Origin of the sequence: Paenibacillus cellulosilyticus (assembly GCF_003182255.1) — a bacterium.
Lineage (GTDB): Bacteria > Bacillota > Bacilli > Paenibacillales > Paenibacillaceae > Paenibacillus_T > Paenibacillus_T cellulosilyticus.
The window spans coordinates 464,100-486,132 of the sequence record NZ_QGTQ01000002.1; the positions used below are offsets into that span (position 1 = coordinate 464,100).

General features: G+C 50.4%; 17 protein-coding genes. All 17 read right to left on the minus strand.

The genetic code is table 11. The features are described 5' to 3' along the window. Positions 1-64: 64 nt before the first annotated feature. The gene (locus tag DFQ01_RS04585; RefSeq protein ID WP_110042690.1) at positions 65-1,459 is read right to left on the minus strand and encodes an extracellular solute-binding protein; all 1,395 of its coding nucleotides are present in this window, start codon (positions 1,457-1,459) and stop codon (positions 65-67) included. A 506-nt stretch (positions 1,460-1,965) separates the two neighbouring features. Then, positions 1,966-2,967, minus strand: coding sequence for a LacI family DNA-binding transcriptional regulator (locus tag DFQ01_RS04590; RefSeq protein ID WP_110042691.1), 1,002 nt, complete (start codon positions 2,965-2,967; stop codon positions 1,966-1,968). A 99-nt stretch (positions 2,968-3,066) separates the two neighbouring features. Continuing rightward, a complete protein-coding gene (locus DFQ01_RS04595) occupies positions 3,067-4,395 on the minus strand; it encodes an MFS transporter (protein ID WP_110042692.1) in 1,329 nt (442 codons plus the stop codon). A 132-nt stretch (positions 4,396-4,527) separates the two neighbouring features. Further along, positions 4,528-6,039 (minus strand): leucyl aminopeptidase, encoded by a 1,512-nt coding sequence (locus DFQ01_RS04600; protein ID WP_110042693.1) that lies wholly within the window; start codon positions 6,037-6,039, stop codon positions 4,528-4,530. A gap of 281 nt (positions 6,040-6,320) precedes the next feature. Next, complete coding sequence (locus DFQ01_RS04605) at positions 6,321-7,694, minus strand: ATP-binding protein (protein WP_110042694.1); 1,374 nt, start codon at positions 7,692-7,694, stop codon at positions 6,321-6,323. Between the two features lie 2 nt (positions 7,695-7,696). After that, positions 7,697-8,104, minus strand: coding sequence for an ATP-binding protein (locus DFQ01_RS04610; RefSeq protein ID WP_110042695.1), 408 nt, complete (start codon positions 8,102-8,104; stop codon positions 7,697-7,699). Positions 8,105-8,389: 285 nt separating this feature from the next. Beyond that, on the minus strand, positions 8,390-9,928 hold the full coding sequence (locus DFQ01_RS04615) for an anti-sigma factor domain-containing protein (protein WP_110042696.1): 1,539 nt from the start codon (positions 9,926-9,928) through the stop codon (positions 8,390-8,392). Continuing rightward, positions 9,922-10,752, minus strand: coding sequence for an RNA polymerase sigma factor SigI (gene sigI, locus DFQ01_RS04620; protein ID WP_342769980.1), 831 nt, complete (start codon positions 10,750-10,752; stop codon positions 9,922-9,924). The genes DFQ01_RS04615 and sigI overlap by 7 nt, the downstream gene beginning before the upstream one ends. A gap of 162 nt (positions 10,753-10,914) precedes the next feature. Continuing rightward, complete coding sequence (locus tag DFQ01_RS04625) at positions 10,915-11,328, minus strand: hypothetical protein (RefSeq protein ID WP_110042698.1); 414 nt, start codon at positions 11,326-11,328, stop codon at positions 10,915-10,917. A 220-nt stretch (positions 11,329-11,548) separates the two neighbouring features. Further along, positions 11,549-12,097, minus strand: a complete 549-nt coding sequence (locus tag DFQ01_RS04630) for a peroxiredoxin (protein ID WP_110042811.1) — start codon at positions 12,095-12,097, stop codon at positions 11,549-11,551. Between the two features lie 113 nt (positions 12,098-12,210). Next, positions 12,211-13,290, minus strand: coding sequence for a 3-isopropylmalate dehydrogenase (gene leuB / locus DFQ01_RS04635; RefSeq protein WP_110042699.1), 1,080 nt, complete (start codon positions 13,288-13,290; stop codon positions 12,211-12,213). Positions 13,291-13,410: 120 nt separating this feature from the next. Next, positions 13,411-14,988, minus strand: a complete 1,578-nt coding sequence (locus tag DFQ01_RS04640) for a DUF2339 domain-containing protein (RefSeq protein WP_110042700.1) — start codon at positions 14,986-14,988, stop codon at positions 13,411-13,413. A gap of 649 nt (positions 14,989-15,637) precedes the next feature. After that, positions 15,638-16,303: a response regulator gene (locus DFQ01_RS04645; RefSeq protein WP_245946525.1), complete on the minus strand. Its 666-nt coding sequence runs from the start codon at positions 16,301-16,303 to the stop codon at positions 15,638-15,640. A gap of 105 nt (positions 16,304-16,408) precedes the next feature. Beyond that, positions 16,409-17,839 carry a sensor histidine kinase gene (locus DFQ01_RS04650; protein WP_174812553.1) on the minus strand — a complete coding sequence of 477 codons (1,431 nt, stop codon included), beginning with the start codon at positions 17,837-17,839 and terminating at the stop codon, positions 16,409-16,411. A 446-nt stretch (positions 17,840-18,285) separates the two neighbouring features. Then, positions 18,286-19,278: a ketol-acid reductoisomerase gene (ilvC, locus tag DFQ01_RS04655; protein WP_110042702.1), complete on the minus strand. Its 993-nt coding sequence runs from the start codon at positions 19,276-19,278 to the stop codon at positions 18,286-18,288. Positions 19,279-19,541: 263 nt separating this feature from the next. Beyond that, the gene (ilvN, locus tag DFQ01_RS04660) at positions 19,542-20,027 is read right to left on the minus strand and encodes an acetolactate synthase small subunit (protein ID WP_110042703.1); all 486 of its coding nucleotides are present in this window, start codon (positions 20,025-20,027) and stop codon (positions 19,542-19,544) included. Then, positions 20,024-21,772 carry a biosynthetic-type acetolactate synthase large subunit gene (gene ilvB, locus DFQ01_RS04665; protein ID WP_110042704.1) on the minus strand — a complete coding sequence of 583 codons (1,749 nt, stop codon included), beginning with the start codon at positions 21,770-21,772 and terminating at the stop codon, positions 20,024-20,026. Before ilvB ends, ilvN begins: the two co-directional genes overlap by 4 nt. Positions 21,773-22,033 lie beyond the last annotated feature (261 nt).

Below are 22,033 nucleotides of genomic sequence, written 5' to 3' on the forward strand. Positions count from 1 at the left end.
CCCATCACGGATGGAGGTCCCAGTCATCCTCATGGAATTGTCTTAAATGCTTACCTCTCAAACGTTATTGCTTGCCCAAGGCATCCATCGCCGCCTGCGCTTCCTGCTTATGCTTCTCTACTGCAGCCGTTACCGAAACGTTGTTATTCAGAATATCTTCCATCACCGTGTAGTAAGGGTAGTTCGCGTATGCTTCATCAAGCTGCGTCATGCCCGTGCCAGCGATATGATTGACTACCATATCGATGTCTTCTTGCGTTTTGTATTTGCCTTCCAGATAGTTCTGGCTTGGATATTCTTCGAGTGCCGGGATGTTATACAGCTCTTCGAAGATTTGGTATACGATACCAGGGTCCTTAACGCCTTTAGGGATAACATAGCCGTTACCCGTATTTTCCGAGAACGTAGCATCTTTGGTGCCGTTTGGTCCAAGCGGGAACGGTACGATGCCGAAATCTAACGTCGTGTCGCCCATCATCCATTCAGCGCCTGCCCACATTGCGGAGTCGCCGTCTTTGTACGTATCGCGCTCTGTCCATTCCGTTTTCTTGCCGCTCTTCACTTTAACAACCTTGTCTACGTTCCACATCTTGTTGATGAGTTCAAGTGCAGCAATCGTGTTCGGATCCGTAAGTCCTTCTTTACCCGTCGTGTCGTTCGCGATTTTCGCGCCGTTCGCCGAAGCCAGGTGGCGTCCAAGCTCAGAAGACCAGCCTGCATAACCCCAACGATCGAGCTTGCCATCGTTGTTCGTATCTTTCGTTCCAAGCTTAGCGACCTCGAGGAATTTATCCCAGTTCCATTCGCCGTTGTTATACAACTGCTGCAAGTCTGGAAGGCCCAGCTCTTTGAAAATAGCACGGTTGTACATAATACCCCAGCCTACATTGCTTGGCGTATTGAACATGTACTCTTCGCCCGCAATCGGTTTCATTTTGGACATCAGCTTATGTTCATTGTTGATGTCACTGTCGCTCGTCGTAAACTCGCTCAATTTATAAAGTTGACCGGCCAGCGCACCGTTGAGAGCGTCCTTCGTTTCAACAATGCTTATGTCAGCCATAGGCGTACCTGCGATGACACCAGCCGTATACTGTTTCTGATAGTCGCCGTAAGGGACGTTCAAATAATTGATTTTTACGTTGTACTTCTTCTCTACTGCCGCTTGCTGTTCGATAAGCGCTTTGCCCGATGCCGAATCATCCTTCGGCGCCAAATCCCACCAAGCGGAGAGCGTAATCGTTCGTCCACCAAGATCGATTGGATCTGCAACAACCGGTTCAGGCTCATCCGTAACCGTCTCTTCTTTAGCCGGCTCCGTCGGTGTAGCTGTTTCTGTTTGTTTCGTGTCATCCTTGCTTGCCGTGCTGCCATCATCCTTGCTGCTGCTCGAGCAAGCAGCAAGCAGTACTAGCAACAAGCACATTACCGAGATTGAAAGCACTTTCATTTTTTTCATTACAACTTCCTCCCTCATAAGTATTGCGCAGCAATTACAACCATCCATCGCGACGCGGTTTAAACCGTTTCTGTTGACGCATGATGTGTGATGCTTGGCGAAACAACGCCGTTCTTGCCCCCTCACAGTGGTCGGCGCACAATCGCAGATGCTTTCCATCGTCTTGTTGTCCTAATTTTGTGATTGGAAATAAAAACATTTGCAAAACAATATTAGCATTCAATTCGTTTTATCGTCAATCGGTTTTTTAAAACTTGTTTGGTTCAGAAACACTTTGTTATTCCCTTGTCGACACTAGGTTTTAGGAGTATTGATAACGCTTTCGACATGATAGTTACAGGACTTTTGTCGATATAAGCCATTAATATTACGATTCTCAATTACAAAACTGAAAGCGTAAACAATTTGCAAGTTTGTTATTACGTTTATTATTTTGTTATTTCATGTTTGCATAAAAAAGAGGGACATTCTCCCTAAGAAGAATATCCCTCTATCGAACTACATCTCTAACCAATCGTCGTCTCACGCATGAGCACATCGCCTTCAATAAGCAGCCGCTCCGCATTCGAGTTGCGGTTGACACACCGCCACAGCAGCTTATCGACCGCACGCATGCCAAGAAGATCCTTGTCTACGTTTACTGTCGTCATCGCAGGCGACGTATTATCAAATCCCGTTACACCACATCGCTCTGGAACTTGAATACCTTTAGCTATAAGGCCAGCCTTCACATTATCTGCAATAAAATCGTTGGCGCAAACGAATACATCCGGCAGCTCCGACTCATCCATCTGCTCGACATAATCGCTCACCGTCGAATCCTCCTGTGCGATGAGCCCCTTAACCGGATCATACTCGATCTGATGTTGATCAAGCACGGAGCGGAACGCTACCCATCGCTCGTAGAAGCTATGCGCATACTCAACATCTCCTACGAATTTGAACCTACGATAGCCACGGCTCACCAGCTTTGTCGTCAGCTCTCTCATGCACATGAAGTTGTCCGTGAATATCGTGTCGCAATGAATTGCAGGATCGTAATGGTCGACCATAACGACCGGTATATCAAGCCGCTTAATCTCAAGCAAAATTTGCGTTGAGATGGTGCCTACCGTTACGATGCCCAGAATGGCATCTGGGTTCAACAATGTAAATACACGGTCGCTGGAAGGCTCTGTTAGTGTCAATATATCCATACTCTTCTGGTTCAGCCTTGCGCTAATGCCGTCAAACACAGGTCCCCAGTAGAAAGATTCCTTGTTCTGAAACCGTATATTCGGGAACAGCACGACGATCGTACCTGCAATAGGTGCTGATTCCGGATCGTGCAGTTCTTCCGAAACATTCGAAACTCGCGATCGAAAATAGCCAAGTTGGCCTGCCGCCTTCAATATCCGGTCCTTTGTGCTTTCGCTAACGCCAGACTTCCCTGCCAGTGCGCGGGACACTGCAAATTTGGAGACGCCCGCGAAATCGGCTATTTGCTGAATAGTCACTTTTTCCCGCATCTTCACTCGTCCTGTAAACAGTATAATAACTCAAATAACACTGTAGCATAACTTTTAGGTTTATTCAAAACAAAATTAAAAGATAAGTATTCAGCCCCATTAAGCTTTGCTGTATGCGTTCTCCGTCACGCGTTCACGGATAAACACCGAGCTCAGCAGGGCGAACAGACTGATGATCAAGCCGTAGATGAACATATCGCGGAATCCGATCAGACCAGCCTCCCGTGTTATGAACGCACCCATAATCGTTACCCCTGCAGCTGTACCAATATTGCGGGAGAACATTTGGAGCGATGCCGAGATTCCTTTCTCTGTAGCGGACACAAGCTGCTGAGAACCGATAACCGAAACCGTCGAAAGCATTCCGAAAGCCAATCCGAAAAGGATCGAGCCTAAGAACACGAACCAGAATCCTGTCGAATCCGACAAAAACATGAACCAAACGCCTGATACAACGAGCAAAACATCTCCAATTACAATCAGTTTTCGATATCCGTACTTTCCGATCCAGCGCCCAGCCGGCACGCTGCAAGCCATCCATCCGATCGACATACCGAGCATGGCTACCCCGCTCATGAACAACGAATAGCCATGCTGCTGCAGGAACATTGGCAAATAGCTCGAAGCTCCGAATAACCCACCGTATGCAAGCAGCGAGTTCACATTCATCCAAGCAACCTGCCGATTACGAAGCAGCGAAAGCGGTACAAGCTGCGACGTCTGACGTTTCTCGAACAGATAGAACAATACAATGAGCAGTGCACCGCCCAACGCATACCAAACCGCCCCGTTATCTACAACGGTCGGAATAAGCAGGAGGCTGATACCCGCTGTAAAAATAATCGCACCCGCATAGTCGACCTTCGCCCGTTTCGGCTCGTATTGTTCCTTATATGGCATCAGGAGAAGCAGCGACAATAGACAAATCGGTACGTTGACGTAGAAGACATAACGCCAGTTCCAATATTCAACGAATGCCGAACCTAACAGCGGCGCAATAATAGCCGACAGCCCCCACATCGCGGTGAACAACGCCTGGATTTTACCACGCTTCTCAACTGAAAATAAGTCGCCTGCAATAATGACTGGGAATGGATTCATCACGCCTGCGCCAATTCCTTGCACGGCTCGATACAACACAAGCATAATCATCGTATCCGCACTGCCGCACAGCACCGAACCAATCATGAATAAAATAATGCCTACCGCAAATACACGCTTGCGCCCAAACAAATCCGACAACCTGCCAGCTACCGGCGCCAGCACGGTCGAAAAAATCATATAGCTGGCGAACGTCCAGGCGTACAGCTCCAGCTTTCCTAACTCCTTCGCAATGACCGGCATCGTCGTATTGACGATTGTACTGTCCATCGAAGCAACCAGCATCGCCATGACGATGCTGGCCATAACGCTATATTTTCCTCTCAAATTGAATCTCTCCTTTAGAGGTCGTTCAAAAAGTCCCCTTTTGAACACATCCTTTAAGTTCATGCCAAGCAAAGCGAAGAGGCCGCTCGCGCGACCTCCCCTCCCGATCCGAGACGGATCAATGGTTTGTTCTTAGCCTCTCGAAGACAGAAGCTCGGCAAGCGTCCGAACCATAACGCCCGTTGCGCCTTTGGACTCCCAGTTGCGAGCCGAATTGAGCCACGACGTACCTGCGATATCCAAGTGCACCCACGGACGATCTTCAGCGAACGCGCCGACGAACAGGCCCCCTGTAATGGCACCGCCAAGTCGTCCACCACTGTTCTTCATGTCAGCTGCATCACTGTCCAGCTGCTTCTTATATTCCGGATATGATGGCAGCGGCCAGATCCGTTCGCCGGATTGGCGACCTGCGCGAATAACATCTTGAATGAGCAGTTCATCGTTGCCGACTGCGCCTGTCGCTAAGTTGCCAAGCGCTGTTTCCACGGCACCCGTCAACGTCGCTACATCAATCAGCCGCGTCGCGCCACGCTGCACCGCTGTAGTGACCGCATCTGCAAGCACAAGGCGGCCTTCCGCGTCCGTATTGACGACCTCGACCGTCTTGCCGCTCATCGTCACGATGACGTCGCCCGGCTTCAATGCACGATCCGATGGCATATTCTCTGCTGCTGCAATAACAGCAAGCACGTTCACCTTCGGCTTCAGCTCGCCGATAATGCGCATTGCACCAAGAACAGCAGCTGCGCCGCCCATATCACCGATCATCTCTTCCATGCCTTCAGCACGTTTAAGCGAAATACCACCCGTATCGAACGTGATGCCCTTGCCGATGATCGCCCATACCTCTTTGCTATCGGGTGCGCCTTCATAATGCAGCACGATCATGCGCGGCGGGTTCGAGCTGCCTTTACCGACGCCAATGAGACCGCCCATCCCATGCTCAACGATCGTATACTCATCCATGATCTCAACGTCGAAATCATACCGGTGGCCGATTTCTTCTGCATACTCAGCCAGCCCTTCCGGCACCAGCTCATTGCCTGGCATATTCGTCAGATCCCGTGCGAAGATCGCACCGTCCGCGAACAGCTCGCCTCTCTTCATGCCTGACGACCAGCGCGCAGCAGCTGAATCATCTTCCTGTACATCAGCTTCTGGCACAAACTGAATCGCAATTGCCTCTGTTTCCGTACTTGCATGCTTTGCTTTGCGCTTCGGACGTTCGTACCAGCCGAGCACAATCCCTTCAACGAGCGATTGCGCCGCACGCTCTGGTTGGCAATCCGCCGTGCCTTGAAGCAGCGATTGCGGCAGCAGCACCTTCACAGCGCGAGCACGCAGCTTCTTCAAGCTTTTCGCCGCAGATGCCCCCAGATCTCGAAGCTCATCGGCAGCAGCACCACCGCTGAAGCCGACTGCCAGCACACCGCTGCCTTCGTGCAGACCAAGCGTCGCGATCGCTTCCTTCTGCCCTTTCTCCCCAGTAAACAATCCTCTTGCATGCAGTCTCCGAATCTCTGCATCCAGCTGCGGCTGAATGAATGCTGCATCATTCTCCAGCTGTGTCCGCGAAATAAATTTTACGACTACGTCCGGCGCCTGCGCCGAATTCGCCCCGTATGTAAACTGGAATTTCATTCTCTATCATCCTTTCATTCCCTATAAGAGGTTGCGGAGTCCGGAGGTTATGCTTCCGATGTAGGTTTCCGCTGGAAACCTTGTACATGTAGGGTTTGCCTACACTCCGTTCCTCCTGAAGTTATTTGCGATACTTCAAGTGTTACTACCTGCGAGCAAATAACAGCTTCGTAAGCATAAGCTATTCAGGTTCTTGCAATCTTCTCGGTGCTGACAACCGAACTTTTTGAACTCGCATTATAAAAAAAGAATCGGGATCTATCTATCCCGATTCTAAGGCTTTATCCGATCAATGGCAAATGAATCGTAAACGCTGTCCCTTCGCCAGGCTTGCTGTCTACGCCTATCGAGCCGCCATGGTTGCGGATAATTCGATAGCTGACGGATAGACCAAGCCCTGTTCCCGCTTCCTTCGTCGTGAAGAACGGATCGAAAAGCCGATTCAGCGTCGCGCGATCCATCCCTTTGCCGTTGTCGCGAACGATAATTTCAACCCCGTTACTCGACCGATGAACGATAATATCGATAAGCCCGTTGCGAACACCGCTAACATCCTCAATAGCGTCGAGCGAATTTTTGACAATATTCAATATGACCTGTTTAACCTGTTTCACATCAATCGACACCATCATCGATTCTTCGTACGCTTCGAGCTGAATCATGCAGCCGCGCATGAGCGCTTCGCTCTCCGTCAGCAATATGACTTCCTTCAGCAAAGCAGTTATCGATATCTCTTGCTTCATCGGAGCGGTCGGTTTGGACGAATTAAGAAATTCATAAATAATATCGTTAGCACGGTCGATCTCAGCAACGATAATTCGCGCATACTCGTCCTTGCCCAGCTGCAGCAAATGGGGACGAAGAAGCTGGATAAACCCACGTATCGACGTTAACGGGTTACGAATTTCGTGCGCGATCGCCGCTGCGATTTTGCCAAGCATCGCAAGCTTATCGTTCTGATAAGCGGTATGTTCAATCGCTTTATATTCGGATACATCCTTGACGCTGATTAGAAAATCGCCTTCAAGCTGATCACCATATGTAATAGTCGTTAGAAAATGTCGGCCTTTATTGTCTTGGAACTCGAAATAAGGATTTCGTCTCATAATCGTCTCTTTATACAGACGAATGATCATTTTGCGCATGCTGCGCTTGAGCTTCGGATGCAGCATCAAGCCCCGCAGCGTACAGCCAACAAGTGCTTTACGCGGCAAATCCAACATACGGGCAAGCATCAAGTTGACGAATGTCAGCGTTCCGCTGCTATCGAACAACGCAATGCCAGAGTCCATATGCTGCAGCACATTCTCATATTTGCTTCGTACTCGCTCCGATGAACGATGAGACTTAAACAGCATCTCTCTCATTTCCGTAATCTTCTGCTCCGTCGATTTCTCGGTATCGTTACGGAAGCGATACGCAACCATCAATTCGATCAAGAAGCTGAATGAACGATTATGGAGCTTGCCTACATCCTCCTGCTCCATGTTCATTGCAAGCGCTTGTACACATTCGGCATGAACTGCGACGATCTCCTCTGGATGAATGTTCCCTAACATCTTGCCAAGCTCAGTTGCTTGGTACAGGGAAGCCTCACTCTCGCTGCGAATATATTCGGCAAGCGCAGGAAAATAGCGCCTACGAATCGCTTGCATAATTACTCCTCCCCGGCAGCAAGAACATACGGACCAGCCTGCTTCTCCAACCCTTTGAACGACTTCAACCATTTGCGAAATACGATCGTAGTACCTCTTGCTTCGTGATAGTGCACTTCAAAATCATCAACCCAATGCTGCAGCCAATTCGAATTGATTAGGCTCATATCTGTCGAATGATCATAAAGGCGTACCTCGACCCCTGATTCGAACCAGCTCCGATGAATCGACTTCATAACCATATGTCCGCGATGCGTGGATTCTAATAATTGATAGGCTAGCTCCGATATCGTAAATGCAATGCGAGTCTGGTCGACATTTGAAAACCCAACGCTTCTGGCAAGCTCTCTCCCCTGCTGTCTAGCTTTGATTGCATCTATCAGCTCATTCATGAGGAACATGTCCATCATTGCATCGCTCTCCCGTCTAATTCGTCACTCCTGCACCGCTTCAGACAGACGATTACATCCTGCGACTTGTACTCATATGATGTATGAAACTGGAATACTTGTCAATCAGAGATCTTGTCGAAAATTGGTGCGCCGCGCGCTTACAGGGACCGATTATCGCTCCATTTTCGAAAACGTTTACATATTTATAAAGGAGTCGACAGAGCACTCCCTAATCAGACGGAAAGAGAAACGATGCCGCTCGCTGTGCTTGCGACCTGGAATCCTTTCTCTCTCCCTCCTAATTCAGTCCTTGCTGTTATCGCTCTGGCCTTTATCATTGTTGTTGCTATTGCTGTTTTTGCTGTTATTACTGTTATTACTGCTATTACCATTACTATTACCATTATTCTTGTTGCTATTATTGTCTTTATTGTTGTTCTGACTGCTGTTGTTGTTCTTGCTGCTGTCATTATTCTTGTTGTCACTGTCTTTGCTGGTGTTCTTATTATCATTGGTTTTATTGTCACTGTTCTTGCTGTTCGTGCTATCGGTGCTTTTGCCATTGTTGTTCTTGCTGCTATTACTGCCATTGTTAGTGCTGCTCTTGCTGTCGTCGTTCTTGTCGCTGCTGCTGTTGCCGCTATTGCTTCCGCTGTTCGAAGAATTACTTGTATTGTTGTTCTGTTTACCGCTGCTGCTATTGTTAACCCCGTTATTATTTATAGAGTTGTTAGGATTGTTGTTCCCCTTATTGTAACCGGGCTTTACAGTTGGGCGACTATCCTTGCCTTGCTCGTTTTGCTTCAATCCAGACTGTTCGTTTCCGGATGGTTTCGGTGGGTTAGGTTTAATATTTTCGTGCTTCCCGCCGTTTTTCTTCGCCGCACGTTCAGCTCTTGCCTTAGCCCGCTTCTCCCGTTCCAGCAGTGCCTTCAGCGCTTCCTTCTCCTGTTTATTGGAGGCAGCCTTATCCTTCAATTCCGACTGCTTATCGTCTGTACTCGCAGCTTCAGGTTCAGGCGTCGATGTTGTTGCTCCAGTTGCTCCAGTTGCTTCAGTTGCTGCAGTTTTCTTCTGCTTCGAAGACACGATCGACTGAACGCCGCCCTCTGATGCCGTCCATTCTTGAATCGATTGATCCTTGAGTGAATCAAGCTTCATCTCTGGATTTTGGCTCTTCGCCATCAAATAAACAGCCATTTTCCCTGTCGATACACCATTCTTCTTCGCCTCTTCCCGAACCTCCTTCGGTACAGAGAGCACTGTTACATTCTCGATAGACGGAACAACCTTATTAACAGCTTCATGAATATCCGACTCCAGCTGAACCTCGAACTGATCCGGATCATCCAGCTTATCGCCAACGACGACGCTCGCAATGACGATATCATGATCTTCTGCAGCCAGAGCGTCTGCGTTGCTTGCCGCCGTCTTCTCAACGAGTGACGCTACGACATCAGCCGCTTTCTCTCCCTTGTAAGCAATACCGCTCGCAAGCTGCTTCCCTTCCTCGTTAAGTCCACGTAGCTCACGTACTTCCTCTTCATCGTTAATACCTAACTCAATGCTCGGATTAACATCAAGCGTGACATACGCAACAATGGGCTCCGCCTTTGAGGTTGGCACCATGACGATTGGAAACAGGAGCAGAACAACAAGTGCCGCTGCTGACCATGTCCACGCACGACGTGGTACACGCCGCCTGCTTACAAGCTCAATCTCATCGCCGATATCGATGTCAGCTCGACCGGAACGCGGCACACGCCGAAACTCGCCGCTTGGCGTTAGAACAATGAGATGCTTCTCGCTCATCTCCATTACGATTGCTCGTCTGCTCACCATTTCACCTCCTGTGCTGTATGCTGCTTGATTGCCTGTGGTGGCGTTTGTTGAACATAAGCCTGTATATAGGGGTAGTTGCCCTTATGAATCACGGCGAGTGCAATAATATACTTACGATTGCGTTCAATGGTCTTGCGTGAAACGCCGGCTTGCTCGGCCAGCTCTGTAACCGGAAGCCTCCCTTTGTCCATAATGGAATCGTAGAAACGAGCTTCAGTCGCCATGCGTCCTATGCCGAACAACATCGCGCGCGTGTCCGTATGCTTCGGAGCTTGGTCAACCAAATCCGAGAACGCAATGCCAAACTGCTGCAGCTTAGCGGACAACTCCAAAATTTCCTGCTTCCGCTCTTCCTTCTCTCGATCGCGAGAATATTGCTGCTGCGCCTGACTTGTCTCGATCGGGTTCGTAACCGTCTGCTCGTCATCCTCCATATCGAATGCACTGTATGGAACCGACTGCGTGTGACGCTGCTCCTTACGCACATAGTCAATGAGCCGTCTGCGTATGACCGTTTCGGCGAAGCCCAAAAACGACCGGCCTGCGGATGAAGAAAAACCGTCAATCGCTTCATTAAAAGCGATAAGTGCAACGCTGTACTCATCATCCTGAACCGGATCGATATAGCGCTTGCTGAATTGGCTCGTTACTTTGAGGATGTAGGGCTCGTATTGCGCAATAAGCTCCGCTCTAGCCTGCTCATCGCCACTGCGAATCCGCTCGATTGTTTGCTCCGGCGTGTCAGCCGTCTGCTTCTTTGAAGACCGTTCGCCGCTTACTTTGCTGATGAACCTTTTGAAGAGTACAAGCAGCAACCGTGTCACCTCACTTACATCATTCGTTTGCCCCTCAATAAATGAGGGGGTTCTCATAATTGTTTTGAGAAACCTTTTTTCAAAGGCTCTCGAATTAGTTATCGGAATCTATGCTATGTAAAAAGAGCCCCCGAAACCGGAGGCTCACGATCCAACCTTACAAGTTTTCCGTTAAGACAATAGTCGTTGGCGCAGCTTCGTACGTCTTGCGCTTAATACGCCGAGCCGTTTCTTTAGGTCATTTTCCCAATCTGAATCGTCGATTTGCTTGGCAACAGAAAGAAGATCAAGCGCCATATCAATCTGACTGACAACGATGTCGAGAGGATCTTCATTCTCATTGTTCACGCAATTCTCGAAGAGCACCTTCACGTCTTTATCGACGTAATCCTGGAAATCGATTTCGGACGCGCCGTCACCATGTGCAAAATCAGCCAACACTTCGTACTCATTCTCAACCATATGATGAACCTCAACCCGTTGGCATACCGGACAGAACGTAATCGGAACGTTATGAATGTGTGTGCGGAAATGTTTGAGTGTTCCTTTCGCGCCGATCATGCTTGCTCCACAGCAAAAACTCATCGACTCTCACCTCTTCGCGTTCGTCCAATTTATGGACGATCATTAAGGCTTTAAGGTTGCACAAATAGAAATCTACCCTAAACGTATTCGCTTCCGCCGCACGAAATTCCTGCCAACTTTACATTCCAATTATAGGAAAGCAAGAAATGGCCTTCTTAGAATTAAAAAAACGGCATTGTCCGCGTAGTTGCAGACGATGCCGTTCTTCTCTATCCATGCATTAATTCGTACTCAGCGTACTCTGACCAGGCTTCCAGTTGATCGGACATAAGCCGCCAGACTGCAGTGCTTGCAGCACCCGCAGCGTCTCATCGACACTACGTCCCACATTGTTGTGGTTCACAACCTGATACATCATTTCCCCTTCCGGGTTCATAATGAACAGGCCACGAAGCGCTACACCCTCTTCTTCGATCAACACGCCATACGCCCGAGCAACATTCTTCGTAATGTCCGAGGCAAGCGGAAAGTTTAACTTCCCGACGCCGTTATCGCCGGGGTCGGTACGAATCCAAGCACGATGGCTGTGGATGCTGTCCGTACTGACGCCAAGCACTTCGGTGTTCAGACTTTGGAATTGCGGATAGGCCACGCTCAATGCTGTAATTTCCGTCGGACAGACGAACGTGAAATCAAGCGGGTAAAAAAACAGGACGAGCCATTTGCCTCGGTAATCAGCTAAAGACACTTTGCCAAATCGCTCGCCGTCTCCAGATGCCGTCTCCATGTTAAAAGGTGGCGCCTGTCGGCCTACCAGTCGTTCCGCCATCATCGAACAACCTCCTTGTTGCCACGATTCCCCCGTCAACAAGAATGGTATCATCCCGATTAGAAGCCGGTCAATGCGAGTGCCTGTACGAAATTACGATTGCATTCAATCGATTACTTCACCATTGCAGCAACGATCAGATCGCCCATTGCCGTCGTGCCGATTGCTTTGCTCTTATCGACAGCGATATCGCCCGTGCGGTGACCAGCATCGAGAACGGACTTAACAGCGTCTTCGATGAGTTGTGCTGCTTCATGGTAGCCGAACGTCAGGCGGTACATGAGCGCAACCGACAGAATCGTTGCGATTGGGTTCGAGATGCCTTGACCTGCGATGTCAGGAGCGGAACCGTGTACTGGCTCGTACAGGCCGAAGCTGCCTTCGCCCATCGATGCGGAAGACAACATGCCGATCGAGCCCGTCAGCATTGCTGCTTCGTCGCTCAGGATGTCGCCGAACATGTTCTCCGTTACGATAACGTCGAAGCTTGCAGGACGGCGGAGCAATTGCATTGCGCAGTTGTCTACAAGCACGTGCTCGAGCTCAACGTCCGGATACTCAGGAGCGATCCGGTTTACAACTTCACGCCACAGACGGGACGTCTCAAGAACGTTCGCTTTGTCAACCGACGCCAGCTTTTTGCGGCGCGTTTGTGCGATTTCGAACGCTTGGCGAACGATACGCTCAACTTCTTGTACATTGTATACGCAAGTATCAACTGCTTCTTGACCGTTCGCGCCTTCACGACGGAACTTCTCGCCGAAGTAGATACCGCCCGTCAGCTCACGAACAACGATCAGGTCCGTGCCTTCGAGAACTTCTGGCTTCAGTGTCGAAGCATCCATCAAGCAGTCAAATACGTTAGCTGGACGAATGTTGGAGAACAGGCCGAGTGCTTTGCGAATGCCGAGCAGACCCGTTTCTGGACGAAGCTCTTTGGAGTTGTTGTCCCATTTAGGACCGCCAACTGCGCCAAGCAGAACAGCGTCAGCTGCTTTACAAATATCAAGCGTTTCTTGCGGAAGCGGCGTGCCTTTCTCGTCGATAGCGATACCGCCGAACAGGCCATGTTCGAACTCGAATTGGTAGCCGAACAGCTCCTCCGTCTTCTTCATTACTTTAAGCGCTTCGCCGACAACCTCTGGTCCGATGCCGTCACCGGCGATAACCGCGATTTTTTTCACGTCTGCCATAATCGTATAGACACTCCTCTTCTAATTTACACTATGAAAATTTCATGCTCCCTACAGTTTACCCTAAACCACTGCTCTGAGGAAAGATATAAAAGCTATCGCGTTTATAGTCTGTGCCTATCACGCCTTCAGCTTCGCTTTCCACTTCGCATTAATCCAGCTAATGCTCATCGAAATAATGCCCAGCGCCAGGAACACGATGATTTTGTAGATGGAGTCTTCGCCGCTCAGGTCGAGCAGGATTGCCTTCAATGCAACGATTACAAGGACAGCCGATCCGAACCAGCGGAAAATGCGTTGGCTGCTATATGCCCCCCAGACAAAGAGCAGCAGCGCATGAATGGCCCATACAACCGACAGGAACAAGTCTACATGACCTGACCAGTGATATTCATCGAACCAATCCATGACTTGGATCGTCAGCAAACCGCCAACAATCAAATGACCTGCAATGGCGTATACGACCGAGATAAATGACTGGAATTCTGGCGTTGGTGCAACTGCCGCATAGGTTACTTTCCTCGACATATAGAAGCCAAGTGCTGCAAGAGCAATCCAAGCCAATGCACCTCCGTTGAGGAATGGCACATACATATCGCCAAACCAATTGAGCCGCGGAACATCCCACGCAGTGCTGAACCAGTACAAGCCTGTCACGAGCCAGATGAATGTGCCGGAAGCAAGCAGCCAATCGTTGCGAAGGCGGCGGCCCAGCCATACCACTACGGCAGCGATCGCAACCCAGATGAATACGGCAACGAGCGGACGGTACAATGAGCCGGTGCCAAGGCCAGAAGCGCCGATAAGCAATGCAATGGCGCCGAGCGCCCCATGGATATAGCCAGCGGCAGCAGGTTTCGCTGCCGTGCCTTTAATGCGGTATAGCAGCAATGCCAGCGATCCATATGCCACGCCGATCACGAGCATTAGGGTGGTCATGCTGGCGTGACTTTGCAGCAAACCTGCCGCCCACGCTCCGAACAAAACCGTATTCGCGAAGCTGATGTAGATATCCGTGCAGAGGAAGCTGTTATGCGTCCGCCAGGCAGCAGCGTAGAATGCAATCAAATAGAAGACGAAGGCAGCGATCAAGTAGCGCATCGGCATGCTCCACCAGCCATCCGAAATCGGATCGAAGTGGACATAATAAACCGCGTACAGCAGCCAAGTGAATCCGAATGATGTCCAGCGAAGTTCTACCCAGCTTTTCGCGATGCTGACAGCAAACATAACCGCATTGATGACTAGCAAGTACAGAAACAGCTGCAGCACTTGATCCGATTCCGGACGCATAACGAGTGGTGCCATCATAGCTCCGGCAAGCGATACGATCATCAACATGCGGGAATTGCGCACATAGGCGTAGGATGCAATCGCAACTGTAATGATCGACATCACGATAAGGACGAGCATCGGTTCCCACAATCCGGTGTAGATACCCGCGTATGCCGACGTGGAGTACCAAACCGCCGCGCCAAGGCCGGCGCCGATTTCGCCTGCCAGCGCTATAGATCCGCCTCTTCTATGGAGCGCGAGTCCAACGCCCCCTGCCGCTGCTCCAACGAGCAGTCCAGCACCAATCTTGATCGGATCCGTGATCCAGCCTTGATCCGAACCATATTTTAACAGCGTAATGAATGACACAAGAACGAATACAGCACCCAGTACCGTCGTCCAATGCTTCTTCCATGCTTCCATCCTGCAAGCGCCCCCTACTTGGGAAGATTGTTTAGGATCAGGTCCTAACAACCTTAATTTACCTTGCGGATGGAAGATGGAATAGTACCATCTTTGTATGGTACCGCGCCTAGGTCCTCCCTCTAGGGAGAACTCCAGGGGCTCGGCTCCTGGAACCCCGGTTTTGAATAATTATTAATTTCTGCCAAAATAAAGAGTTTCTACCCGCCTAAATCAACATTTCTACCCACCTAAATCCTCCCTGCTAGGGAGGACCCCATGGGTTTCCCAACCCCTGGACCCCGGAAGGAGAAACGTGAGATGAATAGAGGCGCGGATAAGTAACTGTCTGCTGGGAGTCGCGTGCCCCGTTGGGGCAAGCTTACTTTGGGTTGTGATAGAAAGCGTGTAGAGGGAAGAGTGCATGTAAGTATCTTAACTACCTATATACCTTCTGCTCGCCAACGTGCCAGTTAGGGTACTTTTTTGTATCCTAACCACCCGTCGTCCGATCATCGTGCATGATAGTGTATTTGTAAATATTCTAACTACCTTCCGCTCGCCAAGCGTGCCAGTTAGGATACTTTTTTGTATCCTAACCACCCGTCGTCCGATCATCGTGCATGATAGTGTATTTGTAAGTATCCTAAGCTTCTTGGAATCTAGGAATCTAGAATAAACCCATGTCCTTGGCCTTATCGGCTGCTTCTTTGCTGCTGCCGACGCCGAGTTTCTTTAGGATGTTGCCGACGTGGTTCTTTACTGTACGAATGGATAAGAAGGAGCGCTCGGCTATCTGTGATTGGCTGTGGCCGTCGTAGATCATGGATAGTACTTGCACTTCGGCCGGTGTGACTTGACGCTTGAACTGATCGACCTCATAGTCGCGCTCAACGCCGCGCAGACGCCGCAGCTCCTCCAACACCAGCTTTGCTGCTGACGCATCAATCTCGGAGCGGTCTGCTGCTGCGCGGCGTACGGCTGTAGGAATACCCGCGAAATCTGACTTCACTATATAGTTCACCGCACCTGCCCGCAGCGCATCGGATACGAAGCTGCCGTTTTCCATCGAGGTGAGCATAATAATCCGAGCAGATGACTGAACGGATAGCTGCTCTGCCAACTGCAAGCCTGCCGGGCTATCCGCCATCATAATATCGAGCAAAATAACAGACGGCTGCGAACTCGCGCACAGCGCCGCTGCTTGCTGCGGGTCACCTGTTTCAGCCACGACGGTCATGTCAAGCTCTGCATTGAGATAGGCTGACAGCCCTCTCCGCCAATCCTCATCATCCTCCACGAGCATGATGCGAATCGGAGTCTGCTGTTGTTCCAATACTCCTCACTCCTTACATCAGGATCTTTGAACGGAGTTCAAAGTCACTCCGCTTTACATCAGGACCTTTGAACGGAGTTCAAAGATCCTCTACTTAGCATTTTGCTATTTTCTTTGAACCTCACTGCCAGCAGGCATATTACTTGCTTTGTAAGCATGCATATCCCAAGACACCTGCATCGATCGCTTAACGGCTGGAAAAGCAAACGTAACCGACGTCCCTTGTCCCCGTTCGCTTCGAATTCGAAGCTCTCCGCCCTGACGGTTCATAAGCTGACTGCTATACGCAAGGCCTAGCCCGAAATTCATCGTTTTGCTGCTGCCCTTCGTCGTAAAGAACGGCTCTGTTACTTTATGCAAATGGCTTCGCTCAATACCGTGGCCCGTATCACTGATCTCAAGGATCGATCCGCGTTTGCCGCCTGTAAGCGTGATGGTTAGCTGCCCGCCACCAGGCATCGCCTCGATTGCATTGTTCAGGACGTTGCGAATAGCCTCCTCTGTCTGAGCAGCGTCAGCCAGAATTAAGATTGGGCCTGACTGTTCCGGAATGTTCAGAATTACGCTTACTTTCGACGTTGTCGCAGCGGACTCGATCATGGATGCCTGTCCACATACTACATCGGTTAAATTAACCGCAGCTGCTCGAAGCACAAGCTCCTGTGTCCGTTCATGCACACTGCGAATCATCGCTTCAATATGTTCAGCCGAGCGGATAATAACAGCAGCATCCTGCTGCAAATCTGCACCTTCCGCTCCAGCGCGCTTTATTTTATCAGCGAACAGCTTGATCTTCGCCATGTCGTTCTTGATCGCATGGTTCAACATCGCCGTTCCGCTTGTAATTGCCCGCATCGAATAGTCCAAACGGCGCCGCTCGATCATCAATTGAACGCCCATGAAGCCATATTTGAACAGTGAAATAATAAAAATGAGGAAAGCAATCGGAATCGACCATACGTTATAGCGCCACAGCCGATACACGCCGAACAGCGGCATCGCATAGTTCATCGCCAGCGCAAACAAGACAGCAGGCAGCACAGCTGCAGTCACGATCAAATGCGCACGCCGCTCCGCCGGATGATTCACCCGCTTCGTCAGCACAAGCACTGTACCGATCAGCATATAAGGAAGCGCCCAACAAGCCAGCGGGATGTAGGATACCGGATATCCACCTTCGATCGGAAGAGCAAACATGACCAATACCGGAATCAACGCCACCCACGGCAGCAGCTTGCTCAGCCGAGCAGGAATCACATTCGGATGATACCCTGCGCCGAATAACAAGTACGCATAAGGAAGCCCATAATAGCTCGTCCACGAACAACCTTGTTGGATATGCCGCAGCACAGCTGCCGTATGTACACCATCAGGGTCTATCTCATACCCCGTGATCCAGCCCTCCATTACAGACGCCAAAGCACCCGTCCCACCGCAAAATGCGACCAGCCCAAGCCACCGAAACGCCGCACTGTGTCGATTTATCACCACTAACAGCAGCGCCGCGATCCACAATACCGCCCAGACGATAAGCATCCCTGTTCTTCCTCTCTTAACTAGATAATATGCTATTCCATGAAGTCCCGGTATGCACAATTGTAAAGCGTGTCCCGAAGGGACGTAAGCGAGTATCTGCTCGCAAGATGTATTCGCTCGAACAAGTACGCAGACGAACAAAACGTACCTAGTCACAATCAACATTAAGCGTGTCCCGCAGGGACGACAAGCGAGCACACGTTCCACCGTACCTAGACCAGTCCTGCGGGTGTCCAGAGGGTGCAACCCTTGGGGCCCTCCCTCACAGGGAGGGTTTGGGTGGGTGAAGATTCACCCTGAGGGTTTGGGTGGGTAAAGACTCCCCCTCGAGGGGGACTAGGGAGTAAAACAAACAAAAAACTGCCAATCAATCATCATATAGATCATTGATCGGCAGTTCGAGTATTACTTATTATAGCTAATAGTTTCCGAGCAATCGGAAGCTATTACTTCTTGATCCAGTGCATAAGTTCACGGAGTTGACCGCCAACTTGCTCGATTGGATGCTCAGCTTCGCGGCGACGCGTAGCCGTCATCATTGCTTTGTTGGATTGGTTCTCGAGGATGAAGTCGCGTGCGAAGCGGCCGGATTGGATGTCATCCAGAACTGCTTTCATCGCTTTCTTCGTCTCGTCCGTTACAACGCGTGGGCCTGTAACGTAGTCGCCGTATTCAGCTGTGTTGGAGATGGAGTCACGCATCGAAGCGAGACCGCCTTCATACATCATGTCAACGATCAGCTTCAGCTCGTGCAAGCACTCGAAGTAAGCCATTTCTGGAGCATAGCCAGCTTCTGTAAGCGTTTCGAAGCCTGCTTTAACGAGTGCCGTAGCACCGCCGCAAAGTACAGCTTGCTCGCCGAACAGATCCGTTTCCGTCTCTTCGCGGAACGAAGTTTCGATAACGCCTGCACGCGTACAGCCGATACCTTTTGCATAAGCAAGGCCGATTGCTTTAGCGTTGCCCGTAGCGTCTTGCTCGATTGCGATCAGACCAGGAACGCCGAAGCCTTCAACATACGTACGACGAACCATGTGGCCCGGCGATTTTGGAGCTACGAGCAGAACGTCCGTGTCTTTGCTAGGAACGATTTGGCCGTAGTGAACGTTGAAGCCGTGGGAGAACATGAGCGCTGCGCCTTTTTTGAGGTTAGGCTCGATTTCTTCTTTGTATACTTTTGCTTGCGTTTCGTCTGGCATCAGGATTTGAACAACGTCAGCCACTTTAACTGCTTCACCAACAGTAAGTACTTCGAAACCGTCGTTTTTCGCTTTGTCAGCGGATTTACCAGGACGGAGGCCGATAATAACTTTCAGGCCGCTGTCGCGAAGGTTTTGTGCTTGTGCGTGACCTTGGGAGCCGTAGCCGATAACTGCGATTGTTTTGCCTGCGAGAACGCTTTGATCTGCGTCTTTTTCATAGTACAAAGTAACTGCCATTGTAGAATTGCCTCCTTTAAATTAAACCCTCATTGAGCGGGTGTTTAAACGGAGAAGCGGCGTTTGACGCATGAGCGTCCCGTCGTATTCCCTGCTTAAACACCCGCCCAAAGCGGGAATTTGCATAAATGGGTCCGATGCGGCTTGTCCCACATTCGGCTCTGGATTGAATACGATTATTGCTCGATAACTTGCGTCTGCCTATCTCTATTGTCTAGGATAAGCAGAATGATTTCAAACACCAAAACGTGGTGATTCGATGCTTACTTCACGCTGCCGCGAACCATCGCCGTAACGCCTGTGCGAGTCAGCTCACGGATGCCGTAAGGCTTGAGAAGCTCAACCATTGCGTCGATTTTCTCCGTATCGCCAACAACTTGTACGATCATCGACTGCGGGCCGATATCAACAACTGCCGCACGGAACGTCTCAACAACGCCAAGAATTTCTGGGCGAGCCGCAGGCTCCGCGCTCACTTTAATGAGCGCGAGCTCGCGGGCAACCATTGGGTTGCTGCTGACGTCGACAACTTTGATTACGTCGATCAGCTTATACAGCTGCTTCGTGATTTGCTCCAGCGTATTGCCATCGCCTGTTGTGACGATAACCATGCGGGACAGGCCTGGCTCTTCGCTGGAACCAACCGTAATGCTCTCGATATTAAAGCCGCGGCGACCGAACAAGCCAGATACACGCTGCAGAACGCCGGGCTGATCGTTGACGAGAATTGCTATTGTATGTTTTTTCATTCCGCATCCCCCAAGATCATGTCGTCGATCGTGTTTCCTTGCGTTACCATCGGATACACGTTCTCACCTTTACGGACGACGAATTCAACGACCGCAGGACCTGGATGACGAAGCGCCGCTTCCCATGCTTCACGCGCTTCTTCCTTGTTCGTAGCACGGAAGCCTTTTACCCCGTATGCATCCGCAAGCTTCACGAAATCCGGGCTGCCTGCCAGGTCGATGTGGCTGTAACGGTTGTCATAAATAATTTCCTGCCATTGACGAACCATGCCCAGCACTTGGTTGTTAATAATCGCGACTTTAACCGGAATGTTGTTGATGGCACAAATCGCGAGCTCTTGCGCGCACATCTGCATGCCGCCGTCACCGTTAATAGAGACAACTACGCGATCCGGATTCGCCATCTGAGCACCAATTGCCGACGGGAAGCCGAAGCCCATCGTACCGAGACCGCCCGATGTAACGAAAGAACGCGGTTTGTTGAATTTGTAATATTGAGCAGCCCACATCTGGTGCTGACCTACGTCTGTCGTGACGATCGCATCGCCGTTCGTCGTCTCGTGCAGCATTTCGATTACCCATTGTGGTTTGAGCTCTGTGTTCGAATCCACATACGTCATCGGGAATTCCGCCTTGAGCGCTGTGAGATGTTCACGCCATGCAGCAGCCTTAGCAGCCGGCTTCGCTTCAGCGTTTGCAGTCTCGAGCACCGTCTTCACATCGCCAACGATCGGAATGTCTGTCGGCACGTTCTTGCCGATCTCCGCTGGGTCAATATCAATGTGAACGATCTTCGCATTCGGAGCAAACCCGTCCAGCTTCATCGTTACGCGGTCGTCGAAACGTGCGCCGATGTTAATGAGCAGGTCCGAGCCTTGGATCGCTTTGTTCGAAGCGTAAGCGCCGTGCATACCTGGCATGCCTACCCACAGATCGTTGCCGCTTGGGAAACCGCCAAGACCAAGAAGCGTCGTCACAACTGGAATACCCGTCTTCGTTGCGAATTCAAGCAGTTCTTCATGAGCGCCGGAGTATACAACGCCGCCGCCTGCAAGAATGAGCGGACGTTCTGCTTCTTCGATTGCTTTGAGCATTTTGTCCACTTGCTGCTTCTTCGGCGCTACCGTTGGGTTATAGCCGCGCATGCTTACTTCGCCACTAGCTGGTTTGAAGAGCGTCTTCGCTGCGGATACGTCCTTCGGAATGTCGATCAGAACGGGACCTTTGCGACCCGTGTTCGCAATGTGGAATGCCTCATGAATGATGCGCGGCAGATCTTCAGCGTTGCGTACCAGGTAGCTGTGCTTTGTGATTGGCATCGTGATGCCAACGATGTCCGCTTCTTGGAATGCGTCCGTACCCATAGCGGATTGAACAACGTTACCCGTAATAACAACGAGAGGAACGGAATCCATATATGCCGTTGCGATACCCGTTACCAGGTTCGTTGCCCCTGGACCTGACGTTGCGATACATACGCCAACATTGCCGCTTGCACGAGCATAACCGTCCGCTGCGTGAATAGCGCCTTGTTCGTGGCGTGTCAGGATGTGATGGAAATCATCAAATCCGTGCATCGCATCGTAAATATATAAGACGGCGCCGCCCGGGTAGCCGAATACACACTCGACACCTTCAAGCACCAGACTACGAAGCAATATTTCGGAACCGGTAATGACCTCCGGTTTGCTCATTTTCTCGATCAGTTCTTGTTTCGAACGCAGTGTTGCGCCTTGCGTCGCCATCCTTCATCTCTCCTTTCATTAAACCAAACAACAAAACAACAAAAAAGCCTTCCGTCTCCGTCTACTCATATTCTGAGCTACGGGACGAAAGGCATTATCTTCCGTGGTACCACCCAATTTCGTTACGTACTTCGCAGTACGCAACCTCGGCAGGTAAAAACGGCGTGCACGCAAAACGCTTTTACCTTCAGCACAGTAACGTGTGCCACGCGATGCCCCCTAATACGCGAATCTGAATTCGCTTTTCAAGGGAATAGCTCC

Bases quoted from the DNA above. Each gene is read 5' to 3' on its own strand.
- DFQ01_RS04615 (WP_110042696.1), bottom strand. From the start codon at position 9,928: ATGGTGAGCAGACGAGCAATCGTAATGGAGATGAGCGAGAAGCATCTC.
- DFQ01_RS04625 (WP_110042698.1), bottom strand. From the start codon at position 11,328: ATGAGTTTTTGCTGTGGAGCAAGCATGATCGGCGCGAAAGGAACACTC.
- DFQ01_RS04600 (WP_110042693.1), bottom strand. From the start codon at position 6,039: ATGAAATTCCAGTTTACATACGGGGCGAATTCGGCGCAGGCGCCGGAC.
- leuB (WP_110042699.1), bottom strand. From the start codon at position 13,290: ATGGCAGACGTGAAAAAAATCGCGGTTATCGCCGGTGACGGCATCGGA.
- DFQ01_RS04650 (WP_174812553.1), bottom strand. From the start codon at position 17,839: ATGCTTATCGTCTGGGCGGTATTGTGGATCGCGGCGCTGCTGTTAGTG.
- DFQ01_RS04610 (WP_110042695.1), bottom strand. From the start codon at position 8,104: ATGATGGACATGTTCCTCATGAATGAGCTGATAGATGCAATCAAAGCT.
- ilvC (WP_110042702.1), bottom strand. From the start codon at position 19,278: ATGGCAGTTACTTTGTACTATGAAAAAGACGCAGATCAAAGCGTTCTC.
- DFQ01_RS04585 (WP_110042690.1), bottom strand. From the start codon at position 1,459: ATGAAAAAAATGAAAGTGCTTTCAATCTCGGTAATGTGCTTGTTGCTA.
- ilvN (WP_110042703.1), bottom strand. From the start codon at position 20,027: ATGAAAAAACATACAATAGCAATTCTCGTCAACGATCAGCCCGGCGTT.
- DFQ01_RS04590 (WP_110042691.1), bottom strand. From the start codon at position 2,967: ATGCGGGAAAAAGTGACTATTCAGCAAATAGCCGATTTCGCGGGCGTC.
- DFQ01_RS04605 (WP_110042694.1), bottom strand. From the start codon at position 7,694: ATGCAAGCGATTCGTAGGCGCTATTTTCCTGCGCTTGCCGAATATATT.
- DFQ01_RS04630 (WP_110042811.1), bottom strand. From the start codon at position 12,097: ATGGCGGAACGACTGGTAGGCCGACAGGCGCCACCTTTTAACATGGAG.
- ilvB (WP_110042704.1), bottom strand. From the start codon at position 21,772: ATGGCGACGCAAGGCGCAACACTGCGTTCGAAACAAGAACTGATCGAG.
- DFQ01_RS04640 (WP_110042700.1), bottom strand. From the start codon at position 14,988: ATGGAAGCATGGAAGAAGCATTGGACGACGGTACTGGGTGCTGTATTC.